The organism is Lujinxingia sediminis (assembly GCF_004005565.1).
GTDB lineage: Bacteria > Myxococcota_A > Bradymonadia > Bradymonadales > Bradymonadaceae > Lujinxingia > Lujinxingia sediminis.
In genome coordinates this window covers 280,936-296,021 of the sequence record NZ_SADD01000003.1, presented here as the reverse complement: position 1 = coordinate 296,021, position 15,086 = coordinate 280,936, and the positions used below count along the sequence as shown (strand labels likewise).

The 15,086-nt window shown below is 63.0% G+C and carries 8 protein-coding genes and 1 riboswitch; of the genes, 3 read left to right on the top strand and 5 right to left on the bottom strand.

Going from position 1 to position 15,086, the window contains the following annotated elements; translation table 11 throughout:
* Positions 1 to 44: 44 nt before the first annotated feature.
* The 3 genes from EA187_RS08885 to dnaN form a co-directional block, all read right to left on the bottom strand.
* A complete protein-coding gene (locus tag EA187_RS08885) occupies positions 45 to 1,571 on the bottom strand; it encodes a class I SAM-dependent RNA methyltransferase (protein ID WP_127780021.1) in 1,527 nt (508 codons plus the stop codon).
* Between the two features lie 612 nt (positions 1,572 to 2,183).
* The gene (gene recF / locus EA187_RS08880; RefSeq protein ID WP_127780020.1) at positions 2,184 to 3,332 is read right to left on the bottom strand and encodes a DNA replication/repair protein RecF; all 1,149 of its coding nucleotides are present in this window, start codon (positions 3,330 to 3,332) and stop codon (positions 2,184 to 2,186) included.
* 166 nt (positions 3,333 to 3,498) lie between these two features.
* On the bottom strand, positions 3,499 to 4,623 hold the full coding sequence (gene dnaN, locus EA187_RS08875; RefSeq protein WP_115605975.1) for a DNA polymerase III subunit beta: 1,125 nt from the start codon (positions 4,621 to 4,623) through the stop codon (positions 3,499 to 3,501).
* A gap of 670 nt (positions 4,624 to 5,293) precedes the next feature.
* Between dnaN and EA187_RS08870 the strand changes: the two genes are divergently transcribed.
* The 3 genes from EA187_RS08870 (at position 5,294) to EA187_RS08860 (ending at position 9,671) form a co-directional block, all read left to right on the top strand.
* Positions 5,294 to 5,602 carry a hypothetical protein gene (locus tag EA187_RS08870; protein ID WP_127780019.1) on the top strand — a complete coding sequence of 103 codons (309 nt, stop codon included), beginning with the start codon at positions 5,294 to 5,296 and terminating at the stop codon, positions 5,600 to 5,602.
* Between the two features lie 273 nt (positions 5,603 to 5,875).
* A riboswitch (cobalamin riboswitch) is annotated at positions 5,876 to 6,084 on the top strand.
* A 183-nt stretch (positions 6,085 to 6,267) separates the two neighbouring features.
* Positions 6,268 to 8,655, top strand: a complete 2,388-nt coding sequence (locus EA187_RS08865) for a ribonucleoside-diphosphate reductase subunit alpha (protein ID WP_115605978.1) — start codon at positions 6,268 to 6,270, stop codon at positions 8,653 to 8,655.
* Positions 8,652 to 9,671 (top strand): ribonucleotide-diphosphate reductase subunit beta, encoded by a 1,020-nt coding sequence (locus EA187_RS08860; RefSeq protein WP_127780018.1) that lies wholly within the window; start codon positions 8,652 to 8,654, stop codon positions 9,669 to 9,671. The genes EA187_RS08865 and EA187_RS08860 overlap by 4 nt, the downstream gene beginning before the upstream one ends.
* A gap of 496 nt (positions 9,672 to 10,167) precedes the next feature.
* Here EA187_RS08860 and EA187_RS08855 read toward each other — a convergent pair whose 3' ends face one another.
* On the bottom strand, positions 10,168 to 11,001 hold the full coding sequence (locus tag EA187_RS08855) for an OBAP family protein (RefSeq protein ID WP_127780072.1): 834 nt from the start codon (positions 10,999 to 11,001) through the stop codon (positions 10,168 to 10,170).
* Between the two features lie 997 nt (positions 11,002 to 11,998).
* Entirely contained in the window at positions 11,999 to 15,076 is a 3,078-nt protein-coding gene (locus EA187_RS08850; RefSeq protein WP_127780017.1) for an efflux RND transporter permease subunit, read from the bottom strand.
* Between the last annotated feature and the right edge of the window lie 10 nt (positions 15,077 to 15,086).

Here is a 15,086-nt window from a genome sequence, read left to right as displayed (position 1 = left end):
TCGCCGCAAAGCGGAGGCGGCTGATGGGTTTCGGGTCGAACGACTCAGGTTGACGTCTTGCGCACCAGGAGCGCGACGTTCTCCACGTGGTAGGTCTGCGGGAAGAGGTCGACCGGCTGCACCACCTCCAGCTGGTAGCCCCCGGCGGTGAGCGCCACCAGGTTGTCCGCCAGGGTTTTGGGGTTGCAGGAGACGTAGACCAGCGTGGGGGCGGCGATCTCCAGAATCTGTTCAATCGCCTGGTCAAAAAGCCCGGAGCGGGGCGGGTCGACCACCACCAGGTCGATGGCGTCGCCGCGGGCCTCGATGAACTCGGGGCTGGCCAGCACCTTACCCACATCGCCCACAAAGAAGGTGGCGTTGTCGATCTGATTGTCGGTGGCGTTTTTGCGGGCGTTGTCCACCGCGTCGGGCTGAAGCTCAATGCCGAGCACGCGCTCGGCATAAGGGGCCAGGCAGAGCCCGATGGTGCCCGTGCCGCAGTAGAGGTCGAGCACGGTCTGGGGCCGGTTGGGGCTATCGGCGTCGAGCAGGCCCGCGCGCTCGATAACCTCGGCGTAGAGCTGCTCGGCCTGCAGGGTGTTGGGCTGAAAAAAGGCCCGGGGGTGAATCTCAAAGCGCAGCACCTGCTCGCCAGGCAGGTGCATCTCCTCGCTCAACACGGGCTCGCCATGGAGCAGGGTCTCTTCGATGCGGGTGCGGCTGCCCTTTTCGGCGATGTAGCGCGACCAGTAAAAGGAGGTGATGGGCCGCCCGAGCTCCGAGGCCAGGCGTTGGGCCTCGGCGGCGAAGGCCCGCGCGGCCTGCTCCGCATCGACCGTCTCGGTGCCCAGACGCACCTCGGTGGCCGGGCTGGTCATCAGCTCCACCATCACCTCCCCGGTGCGTTTGCCCTCGCGGATCGTCAGGTTGCGCAGCCAGCCCTCGTCGCGGCGGCTGTGGTAGGGCTCCAGCCCCACCGAGGCACAGAAATGACTCATCGCCGGCACAAAACGCGAGACGAACTCCGACTGCAGGTGGCATTCCTGAAGATTGAGGATCTCGAACTTGTAGCCCGAGGGGTAAAGCCCCAGCGCGAAGTGACGCTCGGCGTCGTCGCCGAAGGTGAACTCCATCTTGTTGCGGTAGTACCAGGGCTCTTCCATGCCCTTGAGCGGGAGCACCAGCCCGGGGTCGAGGCCCACCCGCTGAAAGTTCTCTTTGATCAGGCGCTCTTTGATGGCGAGCTGATGGCGGTAGCGCATCGACTGCAGGGTGCAGCCGCCGCAGCCCTTCTGGGCCTCTTCGCGGGTACCAAAGTGGCGGCAGCGGGGCTCGATGCGCAGCTGCGAGGGCTCCAGGATCTCCAGCAGGGTGGCCGAGGCGCGTTTGCGCCGCGTCTTATCGATGCGCACGCGCACCCGGTCGCCGGGGATGGCCTTGCGCACAAAGACCTCGTAGCGCTTCTCCATCTTCTGCGGGCCGATGACCGTCTCGACAAAGGCGACGCCCAGGCCCCGCTCGTTCATTTTGTCGATGGTCAGCTCGACCTCATCGCCGTGTCGAAATCCCCGGCTAAGCTCCAGAATCATGTGTTTTGCTCTCTTCAGACGTGGAAGGCTCAAACACGTCGAGCGCCTTATTCGATGCGCTTCGACGCGATGGTTTTAAATTAAAATAGCAGTGTCGGGCAGTCCGGCACGTGATTTCGTTTTGAACGCGCCCTGACATTCGCTGTGTCGAGGTGTCCGCCGGTTGAAGCTCCTTTGTCAAAGCGCTCAACGCGTCATGCCCCGTCTAAAAGAGGTGAGGGATTCCCTTCGACGCGTGTCTCGCTGGATGAACGAGCCACGCCATTTTCTTCGACGGGGCTCGTTGCGTTTCAAACAGGGGCGTCACTTGCTTCGTAACACCTCTTTTATCCGGCGAAAGGCATGCGATTCGCTTCGTGAAAGCTATGTTCACCGGCGAAAGCCATCACGCTCGCCTGGCGAAGGCTATTTCAACCGGCGGAGACCTTGTCGCTCGCTTCACGAAGGCTATTTCAACCGGCGGAGGTCGCGTCGTTCGCTTCGGGACGGATGTTTTAACCGGCGAAGGCCGCGTCGTTCACTTCGACAAAAAATGTTTCAACTGGTGAAAGCCGCGTCGCTCGCTTCGGACCATCGTATTGAGCGCTACGAGGGTTTCTTCGGTCGGGGTAATCACGCGTCGTCCGAGACACGCTCGATGACCTGACCGCCCTGCACGTCAAAAATACTCAAATTCTGGTCGAGCAGAATAAAATCACGGTGGGTGGTGGTGATGAAGACCTGCCCCTGAGTGCGGGCGCGCAAAAAGTCGAAGAGCAGGCGGTTACGCTCCCGGTCCAGCTCGCTGGAGACGTCGTCGAGCAGGAGGATGGGCGCAAAATGGTAGCGCTCTTCCAGGTAGGTGATCTCGGCGATCTTCATGGCGAGCACGAAGGCGCGGGTCTGGCCCTGGCTGCCAAAGGTGCGCACGTCGTGGCCGCCCAGCGTGGTGTGCAGGTCGTCGCGGTGGGGGCCGATCAGGGTGTAGCCGCGCTCGCGCTCGTCGCGCTCGGTGCGCCTTAAGGCCAACTCCAGGGCACGCTCCAGGTACTGCGGGGAGCTTAAGGCCTCGGCCTCATCCAGAAATTCTTCGCCCTCAGCGAGCCAGCTCGGGGCGTAGCGCAGGTCGGCGGCAAGCGAGGGGTCGAAAATTGTCGAAAAGGTGCGGGTGAGCACGGGTCGAAAGTGGGTGATGAAGTCCAGGCGGCGGCGCAGGATCTGGGCGCCGTAGGTGATGAGCTGCTCGTCGTAGACCGCACGCAGGGCGGCGTCCTGACGCGGCTCTTTTAAGAGCGCGTTGCGGTGCTTGAGCACGTCCTCGTAGTGGGTGGATTCGGTGCCAAAGGCCGGGTGGGCGTTGAAGATGGCGCGGTCCATAAAGCGGCGGCGCTCCGAGGGGGAGCCGCGCAGGATGCCGATGTCATCCGGCCCGAAGATCACGACGTTCAGGGTGCCGAAAAACTCAGATATGTTGCGGACTTGCCCCTCATTCAAAAACACCTTCTTGCCGCGCTCGGAGATCTCCAGGCGCACCAGGCGCTCATGGCCTCCGCGCTCCACGCGAGCTTCCAGGGTGGCTTCTGTGCGCTCAAAATGAATCAGCGCGCGGTTGGTCGTGCCGGGCCGAAAGCTCTTCACCGCGCTCAAGAGGTAGATGGCTTCCAGGAGGTTGGTTTTGCCCTGACCGTTGGGACCGGCAATCACGTTAAAACGCGGGTTGGGCGTCAACATCACGTGCTGCAGGTTGCGAAAATCGCGCAGTCGAAGGGCTTCCAGAAGCATCGATGAACTATCCCGAAAAAGTTGGGCTCTATGGCTCAGGGGTGGCGCGAAAACGCGAACGCCCCCGGCGAAGGTCGTCGGAGGCGCGCGCTAACTATCTTTTAAAACAAATTCAGCTGCCAGATACGGAACAACTCCCTTAATTGAAAAACCCTGATTAAAAGGATCAGAGGCGCATGGGCATGACGACGAAGAGCATCTCGTCGCGCTGGGTGTCGCGGATGAGCGTGGGGGAGAGGGTGTCGATGATCTCGATGGAGACCTCGGAGCCGTCGAGCGCGCTGACCACGTCGTTGAGGTAGCGGTAGTTGAAGCCGGCTTTGACAGCCTGCCCGCCGTACTGCATCGGCACGACCTTGGTGGCTTCGCCGCGGTCGGGGTCGGAGGCGTAGAGCTCCAGGCCCTCGTCGCTCAGCGAGATGCGCACGTTGTTGGTCTTGGAGCTGGCAAAGAGGCTCACGAACTTGAGCGCCTGCTGGAAGACGTCCTTCTCGACCACAGCGCGGTGCTCGCTCTCTTTGGGCAGCACCTGGGTGAAGTCGGGGAAGCTCCCCTCGATCAGGCGCACCGAGAGGCTCATCGGGCCGCTCTTAAAGACGATGTTGTTGTCGATGATGCCAAAGCTGAGCTCATCGCTCTTCGCATCGACGGTGCGCTTGATTTCAGCGAGCCCTTTACGGGGGATGATGATGCCCTTGTTGAGCGCGGCGGGGATGTCGCCACCGGCGTCGAACTCCTCGGGCTTCGTCTCGATCTTGGAGAGACGGTGGCCGTCGGTGGAGACCATCAGAAGCGTCTTCTCGTTGGTGACCTTGAAGAAGGCCCCGGTGAGGTTGGCGCGAGCGTCGTCGGTGGAGACGCTGAAGAGGGTCTTCTCGATCATGTCGAGCAGGCGACGGGTGCCAATCGGGAAGAGCTCCACCCCGGCGATGTCGAGCAGGTGCGGGAACTCATCGGCGTGGGTGCCGACGATGCGGCAGTTGACGTTGCCGCTCTTGAGCTTGGCCCAGTGGTTCTCCTCGGTCTCCAGCGAGAGGGTGTCTTCTTCGAGGTTTTTGACGATGTCGAAGAGGCTGCGGGCCTGCAGGGTGACCTTGCCCGGCTCCAGCACCTCGCACTCGCAGGAGGTGGACACGGAGATGTCCAGGTCGGTGGCGTGCAGGGTCAGCGTGTTGCCCTCGGCCACCAGGAGCGCGTTGGACAAAATGGCCAGCGTGCTGCGGTGGCTGACGACGCCTTGAAGTTTGAAGAGCTCGTCGGTGAGCGTCTTGCTGGAAATGCGAATCTTCATGGAGCGCGTCTCCGCGGAGAGGTTTGGGTTTTTATAAATTTCCCGGCTCGTAAGCCCTGACAATCCACCACAGGTTGAGGAGGGTTTCAAGTGGCAATCGCCCTTGTAACTCGCGAGCTTGCGCCCCTTAGAGCCTCAGGAGTTTTCCACAGTCACGGATCTTCTACCAAAAGACAAAAAAGGTTTGGTGTGTTTGAGGTACGTAGAAGAAGTAGGGCCTGTGGAAATGTGGAGAGCAGCGCTAAAGCACCTGAATACTTCGAGTATTTATCCACATTCGGATCGGGGAAAGGCTGTGGGAGATGTGGGGAGAATCTGAGAGCCGAGTTTGCCCCAGGTTTTCCAGTTGTGGATTAACAGCTTTAACACAGGGTTTCTCACAGAGTTTTCCACAGGGCTCTCTCATCAAGGTCGATCGCTTAAGGATCAAATAGCTCAGATAGGGGGGGGAGTCGGGTGCGTTTTGACGTTCGAGAAGGTCGTGCGATGGCGAGGCGGAAGGTTCGGTGAGCGGGCGTTGTTTTCCTCTCAGGACGTAGGTGTGGGGTGCCGATGCCACCGCAGCGCGACACGATGCGATGGTGGGCGAGTGGCTCGGGGCCCTGATGATGATGATGGGAGCGCCCTCATGGTGAGTGGGGGCCGCTTCGAGAGAGCTGCGGAGGTTGAGATGGTGACACAACGAGCAGGCCAGGGGAGCGCGTCTTCGATCCACGTGAAGGAGGAGCAACACCAGGGCGAAGCGCCCTGCGAGTACCGCCGCCGCGCGCGGGAGCACACGATCTTTGGCGGGGCGATGGGGGCGTTGAGCGTGGCGGGGCTTGCGGCCTTTGGCACGGTGATGTGCCCCTTATGCGTGGTGGCCGCGCCGGCCTTTCTGGGGAGCGCGGCGTGGAACGCGCGCAAGGCCCGCCAGAAAAAGGGCGATGATCCGGGCTATGACGGCAACCTGCGCCCGGGCGACCGGGTGGAGTTTTAGGCCCTGCCTGCGCAGCAGCGGAGCGCGCTGAGCAGGCCAGAAACATCTCCATGATCAGATAACGCCCCCCTCCTTTTCGAGTTCTTCCCGCGTGATGGTGAAGACCGAAGTGCAGGGGGGCGTCGTTCTTTTCAAAACGACTCGCCGCAAAGACTCACGCGTCGCCACGCGCCGGAACGCCCATCGAAAGGGGGCTGATGGCAGGAGCGCGTGTTGGCGCGGACGTGCCTTCGAAACACAACATCTTGTGGTTGACCACGGGGGGGATCCACTCTATGTGGTTTGCGTGCTGGTGTTTCGCGAGATGATCGCGACACCGAAGAGGGAATCCGGTGAGACTCCGGAGCTGCCCCGCAGCGGTATTCGAGAACGACCCCCACCAATGGCACTGGGCTTGAGAGCCTGGGAAGCGGTGGGCAGTAGGTGCCTTTTAAAAGGGCGCGCTCGAGAGCCCGAAGACCTGCCAGCGCCTGGCGCCGGGGAGACATCCCGCGCCAGTCCGACTCGGGAGCTTTTAGAGAGGTGAGCGTTAAGACGCCCTCCAAAGCCCCATTTCGCTCGCGGGAGCGCTGGTCGACTTTGGAGGAACTTTTGGGGTCAGGCGCCCGAGAGCTCTGAAGAGGTTGGTCGTTCCCGCGTATGACCCGAGCAGCGAGGGATGAGAGATGACCACCACTTCTGCAACACTGCCAGAACAGAGCGACGAGAATGAGGGGGGAAAAGACGAGGGAGGGATGCGTGTCGTCAAACGCGACGGCACCTATGAACGCGTTGACCTGGAGCGGATTGTCGCCGCGATCAGCCGCTGCGCCCGGGGATTGTCCCGGGTCGATCCGACGCGGGTGGCGGTGCGCACGATCGGGGGGCTCTTTGATGGGGCGTCGACCCGGGAGCTCGACGATCTTTCGATTCAGGTCGCCTCGTCGTTGATGTTGGAGGAGCCGCAGTACTCGAAGCTGGCCGCGCGACTGCTGGCGCAGCGGATTGGGGATGATCTGCAGAGCGAGGGGATCACCAGCTTCTCGCGGTGCGTGGAGCGGGGCTATGAGGTCGGGCGCTACAACGCGCGGCTCAAGGGATTTGTCGAGGCCCATCACGAGGAGCTCGACGCGCTCATCGATCGCAGCCGCGACGCGCATTTTGAGTATTTTGGGATCAAGACGCTCTACGATCGCTACCTGCAGCGGCATCCGGAGAGCCGGCGAGTGATGGAGGCGCCGCAGTACTTCTTTCTGCGGATCGCGTGTGCGCTGAGTGAGGATATGGCGCAGGCCGAGAAGCTCTACGCGCTGCTCTCCGGGCTGGAGTATCTGCCAAGCTCCCCGACGCTTTTTAACGCCGGGACGTCATTTGAGCAGCTCTCCAGCTGTTTTCTGCTCGACTCCCCGGCCGATGAGCTTGAGGCGATCTACCAGCGCTATACCGATATCGCGCTGCTCTCGAAGTTCTCGGGGGGCATTGGCACGGCGTTTCATCGGGTGCGATCGAGGGGATCGCTCATTAAGAGCACCAACGGGAAGTCCAACGGGATTGTGCCCTGGCTCAAGACCCTGGATGCGTCGGTCTCGGCGGTTAATCAGGGGGGTAAGCGCAAGGGGGCGTGTTGCGTGTATCTGGAGCCGTGGCACGCCGACATCGAGGAGTTTCTGGAGCTTCGGGATAACACCGGCGATGAAGCCGCGCGCACCCATAACCTGAATATCGCCAACTGGATCCCGGATCTCTTTATGCGACGGGTGGAGGCCGATGAATCCTGGAGTCTCTTTGACCCGAAGGAGGTGCCGGAGCTTCCAGATCTCTATGGGGAGGCCTTCGATCGGCGCTACGAGCAGGCCGAGAAGGAGGGGCTGGCGGTGCGCGAGCTGCGAGCCCGTGACCTCTACGGGCGGATGATGCGGACGCTGGCGCAGACCGGCAACGGGTGGATGACCTTTAAAGATCCGAGTAACCGAACCTGCAATCAGACCGCCGAGGAGGGGGCGCGCGTTCACCTCTCGAACCTCTGCACGGAGATCATCGAGGTGAGCTCGGCTCAGGAGACGGCGGTCTGCAACCTGGGCTCGATCAACCTCGCCAGGCACACCCTGAAAAACGCCGAGGGGGAGGTGGTTGTCGACTATGAGAAGCTGGCACAGACGGTGCGCACCGCGGTGGTAGGCCTGGATCGGGTCATCGATCTTAACTACTACCCGATTCCATCGACGGCGGCGTCCAACGATCGGTGGCGTCCGGTGGGGCTGGGGTTGATGGGGCTTCAGGATGTGTTTTTTCAGATGAAGATCCCCTTCGACAGCCCGAAGGCGCGAGCGATCTCGAAGCGGATCTCTGAGGAGATCTATTTTCACGCCCTCTCGACCTCCGCCGACCTGGCCGAGGCCCACGGGGCGCACGCCGCGTTTAAAGAGACGCGGGCCGCGCGCGGCCAGCTGCAGTTTGACCTGTGGGGGGTGAGCCCCGAGGAGCCAGCGCGCTGGGAGGCGCTCCGGGCCCGGATTCAGAAGGTCGGGCTGCGCAACTCGCTGCTCTGCGCGATTGCGCCGACGGCGACCATCGCCTCGATCGCCGGGTGCTACGAGTGCATCGAGCCCCAGGTATCCAATCTCTTTAAGCGGGAGACGCTCTCGGGGGATTTTGTTCAGGTCAACCGCTACCTGGTCGCCGAGCTCCAGGAGCTGGGGCTGTGGGATGAGCGGATGCGCGCGCGTCTCAAGAACTCCGAAGGTTCGGTGCAGTCCTTTGAAGAGCTGCCTCAGCAGCTTCGGACGGTCTTTCGCACGGCCTGGGAGCTCCCGATGCGCTCGCTTATCGGGATGGCCGCCGAGCGCGGCGCATTTATCGACCAGAGTCAGTCGCTCAACCTCTTTATTGAGAGCCCCACCCTGGGACAGCTCTCCTCGATGTACCTCTACGCCTGGAAGTGTGGCCTGAAGACGACCTATTACCTGCGCTCGCGTCCGGCCACGCGAATCACCAAGACGACAGTCGAGGTGCCTCAACGCGAGGCGATTGCCTGTTCGCTGGAAAACCCCGAGATCTGTGAGGCCTGCCAATGAGTATTCAACGACCCGACAATCTGCTGGATCCGGGCTTTTGTCTGACGCTTCGCCCGATGACGTACCCGAGTTTTTACCAGATGTATCGCGACGCGATTAAGAACACCTGGACGGTGGAGGAGGTTGATTTTTCGAGCGATGTCAACGATCTGCGCGACTCGCTCACCGAGGCCGAGACGCATATGGTGCAGCGGCTGGTGGCGTTTTTTGCCACCGGGGACTCGATCGTGGCCAACAACCTTGTGCTCAACCTCTACCAGCATATCAACGCGCCGGAGGCGCGGATGTATCTGGCCCGGCAGCTCTATGAGGAGGCGCTTCACGTCCAGTTTTACCTGACCTTGCTCGACACCTATGTGCCGGATCCTGAGGAGCGTCACGAGGCGTTTGCGGCCATTGAAAACATCCCCTCGATTCGGGCCAAGGCCGATTTTTGCATGCGTTGGATGGACTCGATCGAAGGGCTCGACCGGCTGGAGACACGGGCGCATCGCCGGCAGTTTTTGCTCAACTTGATCTGCTTTGCGGCGTGCATCGAGGGGCTCTTCTTCTTCGGGGCCTTTGCCTACGTGTATTTCATGCGTTCGCGGGGGCTCTTGCACGGGCTTGCCGCCGGGACAAGCTGGGTGTTTCGCGATGAGAGCGCCCATATGGAGTTTGCCTTCGAGGTGGTGCGCACGGTTCGCCGGGAGGAGCCGGAGCTCTTTGACGAGGAGCTCAGCGCTGAGGTGCAGACGATGATCCGGGAGGCCGTCGACTGCGAGGCGCTCTTTGCCGAGGATCTGCTCGGAGGTGGAGTGGCCGGGCTCAGCGTGGAGGATGTGCGCGCCTACCTGGAGCATTGCGCCGACCAGCGCTTGCGCACCCTGGAGATGCCCGAGATCTTTGGCACGAAGAACCCGCTGAGTTTTATGGACCTGCAGGACGTTCAGGAAGTGACCAACTTCTTTGAGCGCCGCGTCTCCGCCTACCAGGTCGCGGTCGAGGGGGAGGTTAAGTTCGACGAAGACTTCTGATCCGAGTGCCGAGCGCCCCAGGACGACGCTGACGGCGTCGATAGGGATTCGCGGTAGCGTTGCTACAGCTTCATCCCTATCTCCTTGTCAGGCGTCGCCCTGGATGCGCTCGGATCTTTGGGTTTGCGTCGGGTTGGGGGGGCGTGCGGGTTGTGGATAGGTGGTTGGGTGGTTGGGTGGTTGTGGAGCGCCGGGGTTCGCGATGTGGGGCGATTCGTGAGAGCGGCTGGATGCGCTCGGGATTTCGGGTTCGCGTCGGGTTGGGGGGTGTGCGGGTTGTGGTTGGGTGGTTGGGTGGTTGTGGGGCTTGGGGGGGACACGATGTGGGCGATTCGTGAGAGCCGCTGGTGGGGCGCGTCCGAGCACGAGTACGAGTACGAGCACGAGTACGAGCTACCAGTACGAGTTCGAGCGCGATCTCGATCAGCGCTCGGGTGCCAGGCGTCGCTCTGGATGCGCTCGGGTTGGGGGGGTCGCGAAGAACGCATCAAAAAACTCAGTCGGCGGAGCTGTCGTTCATATTCTCCCGCGTGTCTCTGGACTCGTCCTTCTTCTCCTCCGAGTCTTTTTTCTCCTCGGAGGGGGTGATGGGCCCGCCACCGCGGCCCTGTCGACTGTTTTCGCGATCTTCGATGCCGACGGGTTTTTCGCGATCGGGGAAGGCGCCGGCCAACATGTCCACGCCCTCCTGGGGCTCGGCCATATCGATGAGCACGGCGCGTTCCTGGCGAATCTGGTTGGTATCCAAGTTCAGGGCCTCGTCGCGGGCGACCAGCAAGGTCTCATCGAGCTCCCCGTCGGCGTTGAAGGACCAGGCCAGCATGGGGGCGCCTAAGGGGAGCTCGTCGCCTTCGGCTCCGACGTTGCCGGTATGCCAGAGGTGATAGGTCTTGCCGTAGCTGTTGATCTTGCTCTCCATCAGCGCATTTTCGGCGGCGTCGGGGAGCCCCGGGGCGACGAGCTGACCGGAGAGAATCTCGTAGTTATGGGGGTGCCAGTACTGCTTCTCCTCCTGGGGGAGCTGCTCGTAGAGCACCGAGGAGATGATGTACTCCACGCCGTTTAAGTTGGCGTCGCTGCCGTCGCTGTCGAAGATGGCGCACTGGGCAAAGTCCTCGTTGACCTGGCGGCAGAAGTGATGGGCCTCCATCTGGATCGAGGGGTCGTCGGCCATGGGATGAAAACCCACCAGATGAATGTCCAACGCCGAGGGGGCGCCGGCGCCCTGAAGCACCTCGGCGCTGGCCCCCACCGCCCGGGTTTCGGCGCTGGCCTCGCGGCCCTGAGGCGTCACGTTGGGGCTGCTTGAGGAGCAGCTCACCATCAGCATCAGGGCCAGAGAGAGGCAGCTCACACTCCAGAGCTTGAGCCAGGTGATGTGTCGGGGCGAAGAAGCGACGGGGTACGACCTACGACTGAGCGGATGTTTCATTCAGCTCCTCCCAGAGTAATTGGATGGTCGGGTTAAATGCCGAGCGCCCCGGGACGACGCTGGCTGTGTCGTCAGGGATTCGCGGTAGCGCTGCTACAGCTTCATCCCTGCCTCCTTGCCAGGCGTCGCCCTGGATGCACTCGGGTTTTTGGGCACGCGAAACGGCGTGGCTGCGCCCTATCAAAGACATATGACTGCGGGTTCAAACCTGTAACCACCGCCTTTTCGTGTGCAATAAATTCGCGGAGTTAAGGGGGAAGAGTCGATTTACCTGAATAGAACGCGCGCTAAAGAGGCTGAGTTGCGGATCTGGGTGCCGAGAAGCGCAGCTAAGGGGTCTGAGTCGCCGGACTCGGGTGCCGAGAACCCGAGCTAAGGAGGCTGAGTTGCCATTCTGGGTGTCGAGAGCCGGAACTAAGGGGGGCTGAGTTGGGGATCTGGGTGTCGAGAGTCGGCGCCAAGGAGGCTGAGTTGGGGATCTGGGTGTCGAGAACTGCAGCCAAGGGGCCTGAGTCGCCGGACTCGGGTGGTGAGTGCGCCAGCTAAGGAGGCTGAGTTGCCATTCTGGGTGTCGAGAGCCGGAACTAAGGGGGGCTGAGTTGGGGATCTGGGTATCGAGAGTCGGCGCTAAGGAGGCTGAGTTGGGAATCTGGGTGTCGAGAACGGGAGGTCAGGGGGCCTGAGTTGGGGATCTGGGTGTCGAGAACGAGAGCTAAGGGGTCTGAGTTGCCGGACTCGGGTGGTGAGTGCGCCAGCTAAGGGGCCTGAGTGGCCGGACTCGGGTGGTCAGTGCGTCACCTAAGGGGCCTGAGTCGATGGACGTATTGATAAAAAACGCCAGCTCGGGGCTCCGAGCTGGCGTTTGTGGGGGCGGATATGAGGAGTCAAGGGGGGCTTAGCTCGGTTTTGAGCGCGCCGACTGAAACACGAGATAGAGCACCGGCAGCACAATGAGGGTGGAGAGGGTGGAGGTGATCACGCCGCCGATGACCACGGTGGCCAGAGGGCGCTGCACCTCGGCGCCCACCCCCGTGCTGAGCGCCATGGGAATGAAGCCAACCGCTGCGACGAGGCCCGTCATGATGACCGGGCGCAGGCGCACCATCGCCGCCTGGCGTACCGCCTCCAGGGTGGGGAGGCCATCGGCGGTGTAGCGGCGAATGGTGGAGACGAGCACGATGTCGCCGAGCACGGCGATGCCCATCAGCGCCACAAAGCCCACGGCTGCCGAGATGCTAAAGGGCAGCCCGCGCAGCCAGAGCGCCAGCACCCCGCCGACCGCGGCGAAGGGCACGCCGCTGAAGACCCGCAGCGTGTCGCTTAAACGTCCGTAGGTCAGGTAGAGGAGCGTGAGCACCAGCAGAAGCGTCAGGGGAATGAGCACCATCAGGCGTTTCTGGGCGCGCTCATAATTCTCAAACTCCCCGCTGAAGCTGACGTGGTAGCCGGGCGGGGCGTTGAAATACCTGTCGACCGCGACGCGTGCGTCTTCGACGACGCTCATCACGTCCTCGGTCTGCAGCTCGGCCTGGATGAGCAGGCGGCGCTGGCCCCAGTCGCGGTTGAGCGCAGACGCCGTGGGGCGCACCGTGATGGTGGCCAGATCGCCAAGGCGCACCGGGCCGGTGGGGGCTTTGAGCACCATATCTTCGAGAAGCTCGGGCTGCTCGCGCAGGCGCTTGTCGACGCGCAGCACGAGAGGCTGGCGCACCTCCCCTTCATAAAACTCGCCAAGGGGGCGGCCGCCGATGAGCTCCACGGCCTGCAAGACCTCGCGGGCGCTCAAACCCGCGCGGGCGGCGCGCACGTGATCGACCTCGATGTCGACCACGTGCTGGCCGAGGAGCTGCTCGGTGCTCAGGCTGGCGATGCCTTCGACGCCGGCCAGCACCGTCATCAGCTCCTGACCCTTGTCGCGGAGCGTCTCCAGGTCGTCGCCGAAGAGACGGATGCCCAGCTCGCTGCGCAGCCCGGCGCTGAGTTCGTTGACGCGCAGCTCAATGGGTTGCGAGAGGGTGGTGCGAATGCCCGGGACGTTTTCAAAGAAGACGCGAAGCTCTTCGGTGAGCTCGTCCTGGGTGGTGACGCGGGTCCACTGCTCGCGGGGGTGCAGGGTCATAAAGACGTCGCTGACCTCCAGGCCCATCGGGTCGGTGGCGACCTCGCCAGTGCCGGTGCGGGTCCAGACGTGGCGGATCTCGTCGGGGTATTCGTCCATCAGGCGCTGCTCAAGGCGGCCGCTGTAGCGCAGCGTCTCGTCGAGGGAGACGCCGGCCAGGCGCACCGTGTTGGCGGTGATGGCCATCTCATCGAGGCGCGGGATAAAGCGCGCGCCCAGGGTGGTGGAGAGGGCGCCGGCGCCCAGGATGCAGATGACACCGAGCGCCACCACCGTCCAGCGGTGGTTGAGCGCGCGCTCCAGAATCGGGGCGTAGAGGCGCTTGAGCCCCCGGGCCAGCGCGGGCTCTTTGCGGTGGCCGCCGCGGGTCAGCGCGTAGCTCGCGAGCACCGGTGTCAGCGTGAGCGAGAGGAGCATGGAGCCGGCCAGGGCGAAGATCATGGTCAGCGCCATCGGGCGAAAGAGGGCGCCTTCAACACCTTCGAGCGCCAGAATTGGCAGGTACACGCTGGCGATGATCAGCTCGCCAAAGAGCGTCGGGCGGCGCACTTCGGTGGCCGCGTCGCGCACGACTTCAAGGCGGTCGGCCCCCTCCGGGGCCTCCGAGAGGCGGCGCTCGGCGTTCTCAACCATGATGACCGAGCTGTCGACGATCAGACCAAAGTCGATGGCGCCCAGGCTCATCAGGCTTCCGGCGACGCCGAATTGCAGCATCAGGTTGAAGGCAAAGAGCATCGAGAGGGGAATGGCCAGCGCCACGATCAGCCCGGCGCGCAGGTTGCCCATGAGCATAAAGAGGATGGCGATGACCAGGAGCGCGCCTTCCAGCAGGTTGGTGCGCACGGTGTCGAGCACGTTATCGATGAGCTCGGTGCGCTGGTAGACGACGCGCAGCTCGATGTCGTCGGGAAGGTCGGCCTGCACCTCATGGAGACGCGTTTCGAGGGAGCGGGCGATCTCGCGGGTGTTTTCGCCGGGCAGCGCAAAGGCCAGGCCCATGACGTGTTCGCCCTGGCCAAAGGCGGTCATCGCGCCGCGGCGGATGGCGTGGCCGCGCTGAACGTCGGCGACGTCGCCCAGGCGCAAAAGGTTGGCGCCACCCTCGGAGGCGTCGGTGGTGATGGGGAGGTTGGCGATGGCTTCTGTGGAGCGGAGGCGTCCGCGACCGTGGACCACCATCGATTCAGACGACTCGGTGATGAGCCCGCCGCCCACGCTGAGGTGGTTGTCGCGCAGCACCTGCTCCACGTCGTCGAGGGTCAGGCCGCGGGCCTGGAGGGTGAGCGGGTCGACGATGACCTCGATCTGCGGCTCTTTGCCCCCCCAGGTGTTGACCTCGGCGACGCCGGGCACGCTCAAGAGACGCGGGCGAATCTTGTATTCATGCAGCGTCCGAAGCTCCCCCAACTCACGGCCAGGGCTTACCAGCACATACTGAAAGACCTCGCCGAGCCCACTGGAGATAGGCCCGAGGGCGGGGCGCTCGACGTGGGCGGGGAGCTCGACGGCGGCGACGCGTTCGGCGACGAGCTGGCGGCTCTCCAGCAGGTCGGCGTCTTCGTTGAAGAGGGCGGTGACCTGCGAGAATCCAAATCGCGAGATGGAGCGCACGTGCACAAGGCCGGGCATGCCGCTGACGGCTTGCTCCAGCGGGCGCGTGACCTGAAGCTCGACCTCTTCGGCCGAGAGGCCCCCGGCGTTGGTGTTGACGCTGACCAGCGCCGGGGCGGTTTCGGGAAAGGCATCAAAAGGAAGATCGCGCAGCGCCAGCGCTCCGAACGCCACCGCGATGAGCGTGAGCAGGAGCACCACCGGGCGGTGGGTCAGGCAGAGGTCGATAAGTTTTTTCAGCACAGGCCGCTCC